This window comes from Bacillus sp. K2I17 (assembly GCF_002209985.1).
GTDB classification, from domain to species: Bacteria; Bacillota; Bacilli; order Bacillales; family Bacillaceae_G; genus Bacillus_A; species Bacillus_A wiedmannii.
The window spans coordinates 133,453-150,287 of record NZ_NJGF01000003.1 but is presented as its reverse complement, the minus strand read 5'-3'; the positions used below and the strand labels follow the sequence as shown (position 1 = coordinate 150,287).

Below are 16,835 nucleotides of genomic sequence, written 5' to 3'. Positions count from 1 at the left end.
ACTCCGTCCTTGTAGTAAAGTAAGAGATTTTTATTGCATATATAAGTTAATCATTTATAGTGAGGGGAACTTTACATGATAGGTCCTTATGAATAAGTAGTGTGATAGAACCCCTCAAAAAAATAAAATTGTATCCTATTCTTTTCGCCAATAAATACCGAAATCATCAATTTGAGTCATAGGAGCTTTTATGTTTCTTTCACTTCTGAAATCTGTTACAGCCTCTGCGCATGTTATCAATCCATAATCATCAATAATAATAAAGCCACCTGTTGAAACTTTATCGTATAAATTTACAAGACTATCCATCGTTGATTCATACATATCACCATCAAGGCGAGCAATTGCAATTTTTTCTACCGGTGCTGAAGGCAATGTATCTTTAAACCAACCCTTTAAAAATTTCACCTGATCATTTAATAAATCATATTTTCTAAAGTTTTCTTGCACTGTTTCTAAAGAAACTCGTAAGTAATCGAATGTGTGCAAATAATCACCGTAATCTTTCGGATATTGTTCTAAGTTAGGTGCGGGCAGACCTTCAAACGAATCGGCAACCCATACAGTACGATCCTTAATGTTGTTTGCTTGTAAAAACCCATTCATAAAAATGCATGATCCTCCGCGCCATACACCAGTTTCAATAAAATCGCCTTCTATATTTTCCCTGACTACAGTTTCCATCGCCTCTTGTAATTGATTCATACGTTTTCGACCAACCATACTGTGTGCAGCTCTTGGCCAATCCTTGCCACCTTGACGCTCATCGTTTGAAACATTAGGATTAACGATTTTTAAATTGTGATTTTCTATATACTGCTTAAGAAATAAAGGAAGTGGAACCGTAACTGGTTCATATGATAGTTCTTTAGATATATGTAAAGAAGCAGGTAAGTATGGTTCGTATTCTAGCCATATTTCAAATAAAATTGTTTTCTTTAATAACTCAAGATAAAGCTGGACAGCCGATTTATTTTCCATATAATTGCCTCCTGAAGAATGTCATACAACATTATGACTATGTAGAAAAGAAGGATTTAATGATTGAATTTACCAATGAAAAAGCAGTAAAACTGATATCAGTTTTACTGCTAAGGAAAAAATTAAGCGATTTTTTCAATAATAATGGATGCACTCGTACCAAGAGCTAATGATAATCCAAGTCCTGTAACAATTACTTCAACTAATGATGGAGTTGTCGTAATTTGCGTAATTGCTTGAACAACGATAGGTGCTCCAACTGAGATTAAAGTCGTTCCAGTACCAGGTACAGGTACCCCATTTACTTGGATTGTAAGTCCTCCTAATAGACTTACGGCTGCAGTATATACGATAACAGTGATTTTATAGAATCCAGTTTCACTAATTACGAAAGTATCGGCATCTAATTGAGAAATTGCTGTGCCGAACTGAGATCCAACAGTATTAAATGGTACTGGAGCATTAAGTCCAAGATCCAAAGAAATTCCACCGGAGTTAAATGCATATAATCCTGCTGGAAGTCCTAGTCCTGATGGTCCAGTCGGTCCAGTTGGCCCAGTTGGTCCAGTCGGTCCGGTAGCACCAGTTGGTCCAGTCGCGCCAGTGTCTCCAGTTGGCCCAGTCGGTCCAGTAGTACCAGTGTCTCCAGTTGGCCCAGTTGGTCCAGTAGCACCAGTGTCTCCAGTTGGCCCAGTTGGTCCAGTAGTACCAGTGTCTCCAGTTGGTCCAGTCGGTCCAGTCGGTCCAGTCGGTCCAGTTGGTCCAGTCGGTCCAGTCGGCCCAGTCGGTCCAGTCGGTCCAGTTGGTACAGTTGGCCCAGTCGGCCCAGTCGGCCCAGTCGGCCCAGTTGGTCCGGTAGGAAGGGTAAACGGTGGTATTGGTGGTAATGTTGGTCCTACAAGATTAGGGTCAAATGCACTAGCTGATAAAGATTCATCGGGATTCAATCCATCTGAATAATTATTATTTGACATAAATTCACCTCCATAAAGCGTTCATTATATAGTAGATGCAAAACCGGAAGAAAATGACACGGACATTTGAATTATTGAAAAGAAATCTTAAACTGCTTGTGTAAGTTAAAAAAGTGGAAAGTTTATTGTATGTATAACATATGATTGATTTGGAAGAGGGTGATTATGTTGAACAAGCAAGGAATCACAATTAGTTTATGTATGATTGTTCGAGATGAGGAAGATACAATAGGTCGATGTTTAGAGGCAGTAGAAAAAATTGTTGATGAAATTATTGTAGTTGATACAGGTTCCATTGATCGAACGAAAGAAATTGTAGCTCAATATACTTCCAACATATATGACTTTCCATGGATTAATGATTTTGCGGCAGCTAGAAATTTTTCTTTTTCGAAAGCAACACAAGAATATATATTATGGCTAGATGCTGATGATGTGTTATTAGAAGATGCTCAAGAGGCATTGATCCTATTAAAAAGAGAATTAGATCCTAATGTGGATGCAGTTTCGATGCCGTATCATCTTGCAATGGATTCTAACGGGAAACCTTTATATTGTACAAAAAGAAATCGACTTGTAAAGCGTGAAAAACAATTTCAATGGTTTGGAAAGGTTCATGAATATTTAGCTATTTCTGGTGAAACTTTTAGTAGTAATGTTGCTATTACACATAAAAAAGAAAAAAAGGTAACAAATCGTAATTTGAAAATTTTTCAAGATGCTGTAGCAGCTGGAGAAGAATTGAGTCCGAGAGATTTATTTTATTACGCGAATGAATCTATGGATAATCAAAAATATGATGATGCAGTTCTACTATATGAAACATTTCTTAATCAAGACGAAGGATGGTATGAAGAGAAAATTTATGCATGTGGTAAGTTAGGAGATTGCTATGCAAAGATTGGAATGTGGGAGAAAGCAGTTGAATCTTGCGTGAAGTCGTTTCGATATGATGTTCCTAGAGGAGAGAATTGTACAAGAATAGGATATATATATATGGAACAACAAAAATATAACGAAGCGATATTTTGGTTTAAACTTGCAACGGAAGTACCAATGGCGACGGAGAGTCCGTTTCATAGTCCAGCGAGCTACACATGGCTTCCCTATTTACAAATGTGTATTTGTTATAGCAAGTTAGGAGAGCAAGATAAAGCTTATTATTACAATGAACTAGCAGCTTCTTATGTTCCGAATAATGCTGCAATTGAATATAACCGCAAATATTTTCGGGGTGTTTTTGATAAACAATATAAAGTGTAATAAGTTTCGTTTTGTTAGAAATGATTTATCGTTATTCTAACACTAATAGATTGGTTATATATTAGTGTATCAGTAATGGAACCAATATTTGGTGAATGAGATTTATATTTCAAATTCAATTTGCATAAGGAGTGTGTAAAATGAATTCCCCAAAAAATTCTTTATACGAAGAAAAGTCCGGGCATTATTATAATGCAGTGAATCCGAATTTATTAAAGCATATAAAAAAGGAATGGAAAGAAGTTCTTGATATCGGTTGCTCGAGTGGTGCATTGGGAGCGGTCATAAAAGAAAATGGCACACGTGTATCAGGAATCGAAGCATTCCCAGAGGCGGCAGAACAAGCAAAAGAAAAACTAGATCATGTTGTTTTAGGCGATATAGAAACAATGGATATGCCGTATGAGGAGGAGCAATTTGATTGCGTCATATTCGGAGACGTATTAGAGCATTTATTTGATCCGTGGGCTGTAATAGAAAAAGTAAAGCCATATATAAAAGAAAATGGTGTGATTTTAGCAAGTATACCAAACGTTGCTCACATTTCAGTATTAGCGCCGTTACTTGCTGGAAATTGGACGTATACAGAATATGGTTTATTAGATAAAACGCATATTCGTTTCTTTACATTTAATGAAATGCTCCGAATGTTTTTAAAAGCAGGTTATTCGATTAGTAAAGTAGATCGTGTATATGTTGATCATAAAATGTACGAACCACTTATTGAGGAATTATATGGAATTTGTAAAAAATATCGTCTTGGAAGTGGCTTCATGGCTGAGACGGTCGTATTTCAGTATATTATTGAAGCAGAAAAATCACAGCTATGAGTGCTGCTGAAAAAACAATATTATTTGTTACATGTATAAATGATCGGAAAATGTATGCACAGTGTGTACGACATATATTGAGCTTAGCAGTGCCTCCAGGGTATACTGTACAATTTATGCCAATTCGGAATGCGAAAAGTATGACGAGCGGATATAATCAAGCGATTTCGCATCCAGCGAAATATAAAGTATATATACACCAAGATGTTTTCATTATGAATGTGGCATTTTTATATGGATTACTTCAATTATTTAACGAACATGAACATCTTGGAATGATTGGAATGATTGGAGCCCAATATGTTCCTCCAAACGGGATATGGAATGAAGGCAAGGGAGTTATTGGGAAAGTAATTGGTTATATGAACGATTTATTTTATATGGCAACTCAAGAACAGCCGTACCATGAGTCAAAAACATTTATGCCTGTGGAATGTATCGACGGTTTATTGATGGCAACGCAATACGATATTCCCTGGCGAGAAGACTTGTTTGATGGGTTTGACTATTATGATGTATCTCAGTCGTTTGAATTTAGAAAAGCTGGCTATACAGTTGGGGTTCCTGTACAGCGTGATGCGTGGTGCATTCACTATCATATTGATGTGAATATGACCAACTATGACAAGTATAGAAAGATATTTGTGGAGAACTATATGTCAGATGTAAATCAAGACGAATAGAGGGGCTACAAAATGAAGGATCGTACAATATTAGTTGTTGTTTGTGTAAATAATGAAGAGCTATTTGAACAATGCGAGAGACAAATAAGAAACCTTTTTGTTCCCCCTGATTATGTCGTACAAATTTTTCCGATACGAGATGCGAAAAGTATGGCAAGCGCATATAACCGAGCACTTTCATATCCCGCGAAGTATAAGGTTTATATACATCAGGATACTTATCTTATTAATCGAGAGATGTTCTATACAATTATTTCCCTTTTTAAAGATAATGAAAAGCTCGGCTTAATTGGAGTAGCTGGAGCCCAATTTTTACCGAGTAACGGGATATGGTGGGAAGGGAAAAATTTAGTAGGGAAAGTGATTGAGTATAGAAGACGGAATTATCAATTATTAAATTTAGATCAGGGGTTTTATGGAAGCCAATCTTTTATGTCGGTGCAGGCAATTGATGGCTTATTCATGGCAACGCAGTATGATATTCCGTGGCGAGAAGATTTGTTTCAAGGGTTCCACTTTTATGATGTATCACAGTCTTTAGAGTTTCAAAGGGCTGGTTATTTAATTGGTATCCCAAATCAATCAAATTTATGGTGTATTCATTATAACGGAGATGAATTTGATGCGGATACATATGAGAAAGATCGAAAAGTGTTTGTAGAACAGTATAAAGATATTTTATCTCCATCATAAGGGAGAGATGCAGAGTGAAAGGGATTATTTTAGCAGGTGGTACTGGATCGAGGCTATATCCAATAACGAAAGTAACGAATAAACATTTGCTTCCTGTTGGACGTTACCCAATGATTTATCATGCAGTATATAAGCTGAAACAATGTGAGATTACAGATATTATGATTATTACAGGTAAAGAGCATATGGGAGATGTTGTTAGTTTTTTAGGAAGCGGTCAAGAGTTTGGCGTGTCCTTTACGTATCGTGTGCAAGATAAGGCTGGCGGAATTGCACAAGCATTAGGGCTTTGTGAAGATTTTGTTGGGAATGATCGCATGGTAGTTATATTAGGCGATAACATTTTTTCGGATGATATTCGTCCGTATGTTGAAGAGTTTGCAAATCAAAAAGAAGGTGCGAAAGTACTGCTGCAATCTGTAGGTGATCCTGAGAGATTTGGCGTAGCAAATATTCAAAATCGTAAAATAATTGAAATTGAAGAAAAGCCGAAAGAGCCGCAAAGTTCCTATGCAGTCACAGGAATTTATTTATATGACCCGAAAGTCTTTTCTTATATAAAAGAATTAAAACCTTCCGCAAGGGGAGAGCTTGAAATTACAGATATCAATAATTGGTATTTAAAACGAGGGGTACTTACTTATAATGAAATGAGCGGTTGGTGGACTGATGCAGGAACTCATGTTTCTCTTCAAAGGGCGAATACGTTAGCGCGGGATATAAACTTTGGTAAACAGTTTAACGGAGAATAGGTGAGAATATGAAAGTTATAGAAACAAACTTTACCGACGCGAAATTGTTAGAACCGAGGTTATTTGGAGATGAGCGTGGCTTTTTTACTGAAAGTTATAATAAGAAGGTGCTAGAAACATTGGGAGTTACGTATTCATTTGTACAGGATAATGTTTCGTATTCGGCAGAAGCGGGAACGATTCGGGGATTACACTTTCAAAAAAATCCGAAAGCACAAACGAAACTTATTCAAGTTATGCAAGGAGCAATTTATGATGTTATCGTTGATTTGCGAAAAAATTCACCAACGTTTAAACAGTGGAGAGGATATATTTTAAGCGCGGATAATCATCGGCAATTATTAGTGCCAAAAGGATTTGCACATGGTTTTTGTACACTTGTCCCGCATACTATTGTTATGTATAAAGTAGATGAGTATTATAGTGCTAATCATGACTCAGGGGTACTTTGGGACGATAAAGACTTAGCAATTCCATGGCCGGTAACAAGCCCTATTTTGTCTGATAAAGATCGAATATTACCGTTACTTCAGGAATATGAAGATAGTTTTTGAGTAGGAGAGTTGTGTATGAATATATTAGTAACAGGTGGGGCCGGATTTATTGGAAGTAATTTTGTGCATTATATGTTACAAAGCTATGAAACATATAAAATTATTAATTTCGATGCATTAACATATAGTGGAAACTTAAATAATGTAAAGTCTATTCAAGATCATCCGAATTACTATTTTGTAAAAGGTGAAATTCAAAATGGAGAGCTGCTGGAGCATGTTATTAAGGAACGTGATGTGCAAGTAATTGTCAATTTCGCAGCTGAATCACATGTGGACCGTAGTATTGAGAATCCGATCCCTTTTTATGATACAAATGTAATTGGGACAGTCACCTTATTAGAATTAGTAAAAAAATATCCACATATTAAACTCGTGCAAGTATCAACAGATGAGGTGTACGGCTCGTTAGGTAAGATAGGTAGATTTACCGAGAAAACCCCGTTAGCTCCAAATAGTCCATATTCTTCAAGCAAAGCGAGCGCCGACATGATAGCTTTATCTTATTATAAAACATATCAATTACCAGTTATAGTAACGCGTTGCTCCAATAACTATGGGCCGTATCAATATCCTGAAAAGTTAATTCCGTTAATGGTTACGAATGCGCTGGAAGGAAAAAAACTACCGTTATATGGCGATGGATTAAATGTAAGAGATTGGTTACATGTAACGGATCATTGTAGTGCGATTGACGTTATTCTGCATAAGGGACGTATAGGAGAAGTATATAATATAGGTGGAAATAATGAAAAAAACAATGTAGATGTTGTGGAACAAATTATCTCTCTCTTAGGAAAAACGAAAGAAGATATTGCGTATGTTACAGACCGTTTAGGGCATGATCGTCGTTATGCGATTGATGCACAAAAGATGAAGAATGAGCTCGGGTGGGAACCACAGTATACGTTTGAACAGGGGCTAAAAGAAACGGTGGAATGGTATGAAAATCATATAGAATGGTGGAAACCACTAAAAGAAAAATAAGGGGCATATAAATGAAAGAACGGATTATCATAACGGGAGCAAATGGTCAATTGGGAAAGCAACTACAAGAAGAGTTAAATGCTGAAGAATATGACATATATCCATTTGATAAAAAGTTACTAGATATAACAAATATATCCCGAATGCAGCAAGTGGTACAAGAAATAAGGCCACATATAATTATTCATTGTGCAGCGTATACGAAGGTTGATCATGCTGAGAAAGAACAAGACCTTGCTTATGTAATAAATGCAATAGGAGCTCGAAATGTAGCGGTTGCTTCACAATTAGTAGGGGCGAAATTAGTTTATATTAGTACCGATTATGTATTTCAAGGTGACAGACCAGATGGCTATCATGAGTTTCATAATCCATCACCGATAAATGTATACGGGGCTTCTAAGTATGCGGGAGAGCAGTTTGTCAAAGAGTTACATAATAAATATTTTATCGTTCGAACATCGTGGTTATATGGTAAGTATGGAAACAATTTTGTGAAAACGATGATGCGGTTAGGAAAAGAAAGAGCAGAATTATCTGTTGTAGCGGATCAAATTGGTTCTCCTACTTATGTGGCGGATTTAAATGTGATGATTAATAAGCTCATTCACACTTCTTTATACGGTACGTATCATGTATCAAATAGAGGCTCATGTTCTTGGTTTGAATTTGCCAAAAAAATATTCTCGGATGCAAATATGAAAGTGAATGTATTACCTGTTTCAACCGAAGAATTTGGATCGGCGGCAGCTAGACCGAAATATTCTGTTTTCCAACATAACATGCTACGATTAAATGGTTTTTCACAAATGCCTTCTTGGGAAGAAGGATTAGAGCGGTTTTTTATAGAAACAAAAAGTCATTAACAAAATTTAAGTTAATGACTTTTTTGTTTGCCTTTAAGAGGTTTTATGGTACTATAATTATAGTATCAGGTACTAATAACAAGTATAAGTAATTCTGGGAGGATATATCATGGAACTATTACAAGGGAAAACATTTGTTGTTATGGGCGTTGCGAACCAAAGAAGTATTGCGTGGGGAATTGCTCGCTCTTTGCATAATGCAGGTGCAAAATTAATATTCACATATGCAGGAGAACGTTTAGAAAGAAACGTTCGTGAATTAGCGGACACATTAGAAGGACAAGAATCACTTGTATTACCTTGTGATGTAACAAATGATGAAGAACTTACAGCTTGCTTTGAAACAATCAAGCAAGAGGTTGGTACAATTCACGGTGTTGCACACTGTATTGCTTTTGCAAATCGTGATGATTTAAAAGGTGAATTTGTAGATACTTCTCGCGATGGATTTTTACTTGCACAAAATATTAGTGCATTCTCTTTAACAGCTGTAGCAAGAGAAGCGAAGAAAGTAATGACAGAAGGCGGAAATATTTTAACGTTAACATACCTTGGCGGCGAGCGCGTTGTGAAAAACTATAACGTTATGGGTGTTGCGAAAGCTTCATTAGAAGCGAGCGTAAAATATTTAGCTAACGATTTAGGCCAACACGGCATTCGCGTTAACGCTATTTCTGCAGGACCAATTCGTACGTTATCTGCAAAAGGCGTAGGCGACTTTAACTCAATTTTAAGAGAAATTGAGGAGCGCGCACCACTTCGTCGTACAACAACTCCAGAAGAAGTTGGGGATACAGCAGTATTCTTATTCAGTGATTTAGCACGCGGCGTAACAGGAGAAAACATTCACGTTGATTCAGGGTATCATATCCTAGGATAAATATAATATTAATTTTTAAAGGACAATCTCTAAATGTTGAGATTGTCCTTTTTATTTGTTCTTAGAAAGAACAATTTTTAACGAAAGTTCTTACCACGTTATGAATATAACTATAATAGTACACAATTTATTCAGCTACGTATGGAAGTGGGAGGGACGAGTGTGAAGAATAAAAATAAAAGTTCAACAGTTGGAAAACCGTTGTTATATATTGCGCAAGTAAATTTGGAACTTGCTGCACCGAAAATAAAAAGAATTATCTTAACAAACTTTGAAAATGAAGATCGAAAAGAGGAAAGTAATAGAAACGAAAACATTGTAAGTAGTGCTGTGGAAGAGGTAATAGAGCAACAAGAAGAGGAACAAGTAGAAGAAAAAATGGAAGAAGCGGAACAAGTACAAGAGCAACAAGAACAACAAGAACAACAAGAACAACAAGAACAACAAGAACAACAAGAGCCAGTGAGAACTGTCCCGTATAATAAATCATTTAAGGATATGAATAATGAAGAGAAGATTCATTTTTTATTAAACCGCCCTCATTATATTCCGAAAATAAGGTGCAGAATAAAAACAGCTACAGTCTCATATGTTGGATCAATCATATCGTATCGTAATGGAATTGTAGCTATTATGCCGCCAAATAGTATGCGAGATATTAAGTTGTCTATAGATGATATCCAATCGATTAGTATGGCGGGCTTTTAAATATGTAAAGGTGGTAGCAAATCTTCTACCACCCCAATAGTTTTTTAGTTTACTTAACTTATTAGATAGAAACGTCGCGTAAGCACTGAATCGCACAGAAACAGCTTAAATCTACAGTGATACAAGTAGATGTCGAGATTAATCTTGCATTTGGTACAGCTAAAAACGTACAAATTGGATCGTCACCAGGCGGTACAGGAGAACCGTCACCTAATACTACAGTTAACACACGTAAGACAGCACAGCTATCGTCATCTACACTTTCCACACGGAAAATTGGAGATCGGCAGCTAGTAAGGCTTGCAGATGGTGCAAATGCTTCAAATGGTGTGCCAGCTTTTGTGTATAAAATAAAAGGGCGTGTATTTGCTACTGATGCAGTGTTGTGTGCACCTAAAAATGGAATTTCACAACCAGATCCACACGTTGTTGTAGAACAATCTTGTAATTCATTGATGAATTTTACAACGTCAACTACACAATGAGAAGAGCTATGGTGTTTATTTTCGTTACAACTCATTAATGTCACTCCTTATCTTCTTGTTTGTATTTACATTAATAAGATATTGGAGTCGAGGAGATTTGGTCACAATCTCAAGACCTTTTTTTTTAAATAGGCGAAAGAAGATAAGGGAAGGTGGAATCATGCTGTTTACAAGCTGGCTTTTATTTTTTATTTTTGCGTTAGCTGCCTTTAGGCTCACTCGTTTAATTGTTTATGATAAAATTACAGCCTTTTTGCGAAGACCGTTTATTGATGAGTTAGAGATTACAGAGCCAGATGGAAGTGTATCAACTTTTACAAAAGTAAAAGGTAAAGGATTAAGAAAGTGGGTTGGCGAATTATTAAGCTGTTATTGGTGTACAGGTGTATGGGTTAGTGCTTTTTTATTAGTTTTATATAATTGGATTCCTATCGTTGCAGAGCCTTTACTTGCATTATTAGCTATTGCAGGAGCAGCGGCAATCATTGAAACGATTACAGGATATTTTATGGGAGAATAATATATTTTCATAATACGAGAAAAAGCGGAGTTTAAAGGAATGAGGGAACGGAAATAAAGAGTTGTTCATATAGTAAATAGACAGAATTGACAGTAGAGGAGATGTTTGCTGTGAGTAATAGTCCAAGGCAAAATTCATATGACCTGCAGCAATGGTATCATATACAGCAACAACACCAAGCACAACAACAGGCATACCAAGAACAATTACAACAACAAGGATTTGTGAAGAAAAAGGGATGTAATTGCGGGAAAAAGAAGAACACAATAAAACATTATGAAGAATGAAACACTCATATTACTGTGAGTGTTTTTTATTATAAATATAAAAAGCGGTATTTCTAATGAAGAAATACCGCTTTTTACTAGCTAATTTGTGCAACTGTTAATGCTGCAGCACGGATGTCCACAGTTCCAATTAACTCAACTGGTACAATTTGAATTAAATCACCAGGGTTTAAGTTAATAAGAATAACACCACTGGATACGTCTACTTCACCAGTACCAATAACGTTAGAACGAACTGCTGTACCTGATCCAGGAATAATGTTAGCTGGCGTACCTAATGATAAGAAGAAACGACCAGCTTCTGGTGCAACAGGTGAGTTATCAAGACTAATTGTTAATGTATAACTGATTTGATAAATACCAGCTCGTAGAATTCGAATACCATCTCCGACACTTACTGTATCATTTATTACAGGAACAGTAATATTTGGGTTTGGACTTACGCTAGGTAATAGTAATGGTGTGAATAGTGAAGCAAACTGAGGTGCAGACGCGTTGAAAGCAAAACCGAAGGCAGGTAGTGTACTAGCTGGTTTCGCCTCGCAATCGATTTTAGTAAATTCGCAATCAGAAGAGAACATGTTTTTCACTCCTTTATCTGTTTCTACTTTCAGTTAATGAAAAGGACAGGTTCTATGTTCTAGACAAGTTCCCAATTTTATGAAAAATACATAATAATAGCTTTTAAGCATGGATTGGGTGGCAGAAAACTCTGCCACCCAATCCATGCTTAAATTAATATTTAGTTTTATATAGAAACATCACGTAAGCATTGAATAGCGCAGAAACAACTTAAATCAACAGTAATACAAGTAGATGTCGATACTAACCTTGCATTTGGTACAGCTAAAAACGTACAGATTGGGTCATCACCAGGTGGTACAGAGGTACCATCACCTAAAACTACAGTTAATACACGTAATACAGCACAGTCATCATCATCTATACTTTCTACGCGAAAGATTGGAGATCGGCAGCTAGTAAGGCTTGAAGATGGTGCAAATGCTTCAAAAGGTTCTCCAGTCTTTGTGTATAAAATAAAAGGACGTGTATTCGCTACTGATGCATTGTTATGTGCACCTAAAAATGGAACTTCGCAACCGGATCCACATGTTGTAGTTGCGCATTCTTGTAATTCATGTATAAAACGAACGACATTCGATACACAGTTGAAATCACAATCATGGTGATGATGGTCTTCGTTACAATTGCAGCTCATTATGTTCACTCCTTATCGTGAGTTCTGACATACACTATTACAATATGAATGAGATATGGTTGATATTACGTTAATTCTTACGATAAAAGCAGGGAATTTATATAGTAGGGATGTACATAATGCAATATAAAAAAAGACATCCTTATTTAGTGGATGTCTTTTCAGGTAAATCTTTTCGCGCAGTATATAAAAAACGAGATATATCTAATTTTTTTCCTCTAAAAAATTGCGGAGAGGAAATGTAAAGTTCTTCTTTCGCACGTGTAATTGCGACATAAAGTAGTCGACGTTCTTCTTCTAAAGCTTCAGAAGTCTCTGTAACACGATCATTTGCATCTTTTAAAGAAGAAGTATGGGGAAGAATACCATCGCTCGCTCCAAGTAAAAAGACGCATGGAAATTCAAGGCCTTTTGCGTTATGAATAGACATAAGCGAAACAGCATTTTTTTCCGGCATTGTTTTTAATGCTTCCATTTCTTTTTGACCTTGAATTGCTTCATCAATAAATTGTAAATAAGCTGGAATATCGGTAAAACGAGTTGCGGACTCCATTAATTCTTCTAACATTTCTTCTTGTATATCTTTATGCATCGTAAAGGAAGAACGATCGTTACTTTGTAAGTACTCTAAATACTTTCCTTTACCATGAATAATTTCTTTTAATGCTTTTTTCGGTTCTAATTCTTTTATAAATTTAATAAAATCGATACGCTCATTTACCTTTTTTACTTGAAAAGGTTTTAAGCTCGGATTTAATAATAAGAAATGAAGAAGAGAAGGGAACCGCCCCTCACCATATTTCCATTGTTCACGTTCAATAAATGAAATACAATCATCACGCCCGATATACATAGTTGGCAATATATTTGAAAGTGATTCTAGTCGAAACGGTTCAATCACCAGTCTTAAATGATCTAATACAGGCTTAATTAAAGAATGTTCATAAAATGATTGACTCGCCCCGTGCTTAATAAATGGGATTTTGTGAATTGTAAGCTGATCAAGTAACGAACGGCTTACAGAATGTGTGCGATACAGTAAACAAAAATCTTTATAGTTGCGTTCGCCGCTATCTACTTTTTCTTGAATGAGCTGCAAAATTTGATTTGCTTCATCAAGAGTCGTAGCAGGTCTTGCGTAAAAAGGTTGTACACCTTCTTCACGCACAGAATATAGCTCTTTATCAAAACGTTCTTGATTTAGTTTGATAACTTCATTTCCAAGTCCGACGATAAAAGGATTGGATCGATAATTCGTATTAAGTGCGATAATCGTAGTGTTATCAAATTCTTTTGGAAAAGATAAAATAATTTGGTGACTTGCTCCTCGCCAGCCATATATCGCCTGGTCGTCATCACCCGCGATAAATAAATTATTTCTTGGCGTGGCTAACAATTTTACAATTTCATATTGTGCATACGATGTATCTTGAAACTCATCTACTTCAATATAGTGGAAACGTTGTTGTAATTGGGTAAGCAAAGGAGCGTTATTTTCTAACATATAATATGTTTCTAATAGGATGTCATCGAAATCAATATAATTATATCGTTGTTTCACTTCTTCAAAACGTTCGTATACTTCTTTAAATTCTTGTTCAACGGGTGTTTTTGCTTGTACATCTTTCGGACGATTCAATTTGTTTTTCTCAAGTGAAATCATCGCGAGCATTGTTTCAGCATCATAATCGTCTTTTAAACGTAATTCTTTTAAAATTTTCTTTATCATAATTTGTTTATGTTTTTCGTTTGCTAAAATTTGCTGACTATATCCTTGACTACGAAGTAATTTTAAAAAGACAGAGTGGAACGTACCAGCAACAACGTAGCTACTTGCGGCGCGATTCATACCTGGTAAATTCGCTACACGGTTTCGGATTTCTTCAGCTGCTTTTTGTGTAAATGTAAGCAATAAAATATTTCGTGGATGAACTTGTTTTACATTTACTAAATAACCTACGCGGGTTGTTAAAACAGATGTTTTCCCGCTTCCGGCACCAGCCAATGTAAGGACAGGGCCTTCTGTCGTTCGCACAGCCTCTAATTGTTTTTCATTTAAAAAAACATTTTGTTGTTCGAGAGCGCGAAAATACGCCGCATCTGCATCTTCTTCCATAATTAAATGGGTAGATGTTTTCGGAATATGATATGTTGCACGCGGAATGTCAGCGTGCGTTAATGATTTTTGTGAAAATTTTTCTTGTGTCATATATTCACCTTCAAAACTATAGCATCAACATTTAACTTTAGCGGAAGAAAAAGAAAATAGCAATGTAAAAAACAGGAGGGGATACCTCCTGTTTTCAAATTACAATTCTTTTATCATAACGACGTGAGGAATATTTGCTTCCATGAATACATCAGAATGCGTTACATATCCAAGTTTCTTATAGAAATCTTCAGCATGTGTTTGGGCATGCAGCTTTAATTTTGGTAGCGAGTTTTCATTCGCATACGCTTCAAGTGCATCCATAACAATTTTTCCAATGCCTTTTTTACGATGGGAAGCTAGTACGCAAATGCGTTCCATTTTTCCTATTCCATCCAGTATGCGAAAACGACCAGCACCAACTGGAACATCATTATCATATATAACAACGTGTGTTGAAGTTTCTTCAAACTCATCATACTCTTCGTCAGCAGAAACTTGTTGCTCATTCACAAATACTTGCTTACGTACAGAGAATGCATCTCTTAGTTGTTCGTCCGTTTGTACGATCTGTGCGTGCAAATTAGTTGTTCCCCTTTCCAAGGTGGAATGTTTCGTATACAGTCCACGTTCCGTTTTCTAATTGATATAGAAGATGGAAGCGATCAATTGGTTGTTCATAATAGAAATCTTTCATACGTAATCGACCTAATACATCAGCATGCTCTGCATCGGATAAGCCTTGTCCGATTGTTAAATGAGGTACGAAAGCGTACTCGCGTTCTTGTATAAAGAATTCGCTATGCATTTCCTCATTTAAGAAAGTAAGTTCAGGTGTTTTTTCTACTTTAAAATAAAGAACATTATTAACAGGTGCGAATGAACCAACTTTTCCGACATGAAGGGTGAAAGGGTTCGTTTTACTTGCGATTGTATGTAACTCTTTTACAATCGATTCTAATTGTTCATCTTGCGTCTCAAAGGGTGTTTTCAATGTAATATGTGGCGGAACTAATGCGTAGTGCGGATCATAACGTTTACGCAATCCGTTCGCTTTATCTTGAATCATTTTAGATGGAAAAATTACAATGCCTAATTTCATGTTCCAATTCCTCCCTTTGTAAGTCTAGTTAGATTTTGAGAAAATAACTCTCTTAATCTATTATATCAAATTATTCTGAATACTGCTCTCTATTATTTCATTGATAGAATATGAGAGAAAGCTTTCGGTAAATCAGTTTGCCAATATTTCCACGTGTGGTTACCTTCAAATTCTTCGTAATGCGTGATGAAATTTCTATCTGTCAGAAGCGTATTGAGCTCACGGTTCGGCCCAACGAAATCGGATACTTGTCCATCAGTGCGTTTTACAGCTGTTTCTTCTGTCCCAATGACGTGATAAAGGTCTAGCGCCTCCGGATTTTTAAAGTCTTTTGCCAAATTCATCACTGTGTCATCGACAAATGGTGATTGCATAACGACTTTACCGAATGTATGCGGATACATAAGTGCAGTCATAAAGGAAACTGTTCCGCCAAGAGAATCACCAATTAACACACGACCTTTTCCGATTTGGTACGTTGGATAATTTTCATCGATATATGGTGCAAGTTCATGAGCAAGGAAACGAATATACGCAGCGTTTTTCACTTCATTTGGGAAATATTTTTCTTTACGATCGTGTACATTTTTATATGGAATACCGACAATAATTGTACGGTCAATTTCTTCAGTTTCACGAAGGCGCTCAATTACACGGTGCGCTTTACCAAGCTGAAAATAATCTCTACCATCTTGTGCAATTACAACTGTATGTTTGTGTAGTGGTGTGTAATTTACTGGTAAGTAAACGAGAAGTGTAACATCTTCTTGAAGTGATGCGCTATAAAATGAAATTTCTTCAATTCTCCCTATTGTTTGATTCATGTGGATCCCCCTAAATAAAAATTTACTGTAATGATTGTAAGAGCGACGCTTGTAGTGAAAAAGAAAGAAATATTCACT

Annotated in this window: 21 protein-coding genes; 12 read left to right on the top strand and 9 right to left on the bottom strand. The window is 36.2% G+C overall.

The genetic code is table 11. The features are described from left to right. Nucleotides 1-135: 135 nt before the first annotated feature. Together CER22_RS05945 and CER22_RS05940 are read right to left on the bottom strand one after the other, a co-directional pair. Complete coding sequence (locus CER22_RS05945) at nucleotides 136-981, bottom strand: TylF/MycF family methyltransferase (RefSeq protein WP_088062481.1); 846 nt, start codon at nucleotides 979-981, stop codon at nucleotides 136-138. A gap of 122 nt (nucleotides 982-1,103) precedes the next feature. After that, nucleotides 1,104-1,955 (bottom strand): BclA C-terminal domain-containing protein, encoded by an 852-nt coding sequence (locus tag CER22_RS05940; RefSeq protein WP_088608368.1) that lies wholly within the window; start codon nucleotides 1,953-1,955, stop codon nucleotides 1,104-1,106. 165 nt (nucleotides 1,956-2,120) lie between these two features. Between CER22_RS05940 and CER22_RS05935 the strand changes: the two genes are divergently transcribed. From CER22_RS05935 to CER22_RS05890, 10 genes are all read left to right on the top strand, one after another. Next, a complete protein-coding gene (locus CER22_RS05935; RefSeq protein WP_088062484.1) occupies nucleotides 2,121-3,218 on the top strand; it encodes a glycosyltransferase in 1,098 nt (365 codons plus the stop codon). Nucleotides 3,219-3,358: 140 nt separating this feature from the next. Then, nucleotides 3,359-4,048: a class I SAM-dependent methyltransferase gene (locus tag CER22_RS05930; protein WP_088062486.1), complete on the top strand. Its 690-nt coding sequence runs from the start codon at nucleotides 3,359-3,361 to the stop codon at nucleotides 4,046-4,048. Next, nucleotides 4,045-4,731: a glycosyltransferase family protein gene (locus tag CER22_RS05925; RefSeq protein ID WP_088062488.1), complete on the top strand. Its 687-nt coding sequence runs from the start codon at nucleotides 4,045-4,047 to the stop codon at nucleotides 4,729-4,731. The genes CER22_RS05930 and CER22_RS05925 overlap by 4 nt, the downstream gene beginning before the upstream one ends. A 12-nt stretch (nucleotides 4,732-4,743) precedes the next feature. After that, entirely contained in the window at nucleotides 4,744-5,424 is a 681-nt protein-coding gene (locus CER22_RS05920) for a glycosyltransferase family protein (RefSeq protein WP_088062490.1), read from the top strand. A gap of 14 nt (nucleotides 5,425-5,438) precedes the next feature. Further along, nucleotides 5,439-6,176: a sugar phosphate nucleotidyltransferase gene (locus CER22_RS05915; protein WP_088608367.1), complete on the top strand. Its 738-nt coding sequence runs from the start codon at nucleotides 5,439-5,441 to the stop codon at nucleotides 6,174-6,176. Nucleotides 6,177-6,184: 8 nt separating this feature from the next. Continuing rightward, entirely contained in the window at nucleotides 6,185-6,730 is a 546-nt protein-coding gene (rfbC, locus tag CER22_RS05910) for a dTDP-4-dehydrorhamnose 3,5-epimerase (protein WP_088062494.1), read from the top strand. 15 nt (nucleotides 6,731-6,745) lie between these two features. Then, the gene (gene rfbB, locus CER22_RS05905) at nucleotides 6,746-7,717 is read left to right on the top strand and encodes a dTDP-glucose 4,6-dehydratase (protein ID WP_088062495.1); all 972 of its coding nucleotides are present in this window, start codon (nucleotides 6,746-6,748) and stop codon (nucleotides 7,715-7,717) included. 11 nt (nucleotides 7,718-7,728) lie between these two features. After that, entirely contained in the window at nucleotides 7,729-8,583 is an 855-nt protein-coding gene (gene rfbD, locus CER22_RS05900; protein ID WP_046958302.1) for a dTDP-4-dehydrorhamnose reductase, read from the top strand. Nucleotides 8,584-8,692: 109 nt separating this feature from the next. Further along, a complete protein-coding gene (fabI, locus tag CER22_RS05895) occupies nucleotides 8,693-9,463 on the top strand; it encodes an enoyl-ACP reductase FabI (protein ID WP_000421885.1) in 771 nt (256 codons plus the stop codon). 141 nt (nucleotides 9,464-9,604) lie between these two features. Then, complete coding sequence (locus tag CER22_RS05890) at nucleotides 9,605-10,171, top strand: spore coat CotO family protein (RefSeq protein WP_088608366.1); 567 nt, start codon at nucleotides 9,605-9,607, stop codon at nucleotides 10,169-10,171. 61 nt (nucleotides 10,172-10,232) lie between these two features. Here the strand turns inward: CER22_RS05890 and exsY are convergent, their stop codons facing one another. Then, nucleotides 10,233-10,691 (bottom strand): exosporium assembly protein ExsY, encoded by a 459-nt coding sequence (exsY, locus tag CER22_RS05885; protein ID WP_088062499.1) that lies wholly within the window; start codon nucleotides 10,689-10,691, stop codon nucleotides 10,233-10,235. A 125-nt stretch (nucleotides 10,692-10,816) separates the two neighbouring features. Between exsY and CER22_RS05880 the strand changes: the two genes are divergently transcribed. Beyond that, a complete protein-coding gene (locus tag CER22_RS05880) occupies nucleotides 10,817-11,176 on the top strand; it encodes a DUF1360 domain-containing protein (protein WP_000899663.1) in 360 nt (119 codons plus the stop codon). Nucleotides 11,177-11,277: 101 nt separating this feature from the next. Beyond that, nucleotides 11,278-11,463, top strand: a complete 186-nt coding sequence (locus CER22_RS05875) for a hypothetical protein (protein ID WP_033657682.1) — start codon at nucleotides 11,278-11,280, stop codon at nucleotides 11,461-11,463. Between the two features lie 77 nt (nucleotides 11,464-11,540). Here CER22_RS05875 and exsF read toward each other — a convergent pair whose 3' ends face one another. The 6 genes from exsF to CER22_RS05845 form a co-directional block, all read right to left on the bottom strand. Further along, nucleotides 11,541-12,044 (bottom strand): exosporium protein ExsF, encoded by a 504-nt coding sequence (gene exsF / locus CER22_RS05870; RefSeq protein WP_000492937.1) that lies wholly within the window; start codon nucleotides 12,042-12,044, stop codon nucleotides 11,541-11,543. A 167-nt stretch (nucleotides 12,045-12,211) separates the two neighbouring features. Further along, nucleotides 12,212-12,682 carry a spore coat protein CotY gene (gene cotY / locus CER22_RS05865; protein ID WP_001277699.1) on the bottom strand — a complete coding sequence of 157 codons (471 nt, stop codon included), beginning with the start codon at nucleotides 12,680-12,682 and terminating at the stop codon, nucleotides 12,212-12,214. Nucleotides 12,683-12,824: 142 nt separating this feature from the next. Next, the gene (locus tag CER22_RS05860; RefSeq protein ID WP_088608365.1) at nucleotides 12,825-14,891 is read right to left on the bottom strand and encodes an ATP-dependent helicase; all 2,067 of its coding nucleotides are present in this window, start codon (nucleotides 14,889-14,891) and stop codon (nucleotides 12,825-12,827) included. 99 nt (nucleotides 14,892-14,990) lie between these two features. Continuing rightward, a complete protein-coding gene (locus CER22_RS05855; RefSeq protein ID WP_088608364.1) occupies nucleotides 14,991-15,413 on the bottom strand; it encodes a GNAT family N-acetyltransferase in 423 nt (140 codons plus the stop codon). 1 nt (nucleotide 15,414) lies between these two features. Then, the gene (locus tag CER22_RS05850) at nucleotides 15,415-15,933 is read right to left on the bottom strand and encodes a YjcG family protein (protein ID WP_000765870.1); all 519 of its coding nucleotides are present in this window, start codon (nucleotides 15,931-15,933) and stop codon (nucleotides 15,415-15,417) included. A 92-nt stretch (nucleotides 15,934-16,025) separates the two neighbouring features. Further along, nucleotides 16,026-16,757, bottom strand: a complete 732-nt coding sequence (locus tag CER22_RS05845) for an alpha/beta hydrolase (RefSeq protein WP_088062503.1) — start codon at nucleotides 16,755-16,757, stop codon at nucleotides 16,026-16,028. Nucleotides 16,758-16,835 lie beyond the last annotated feature (78 nt).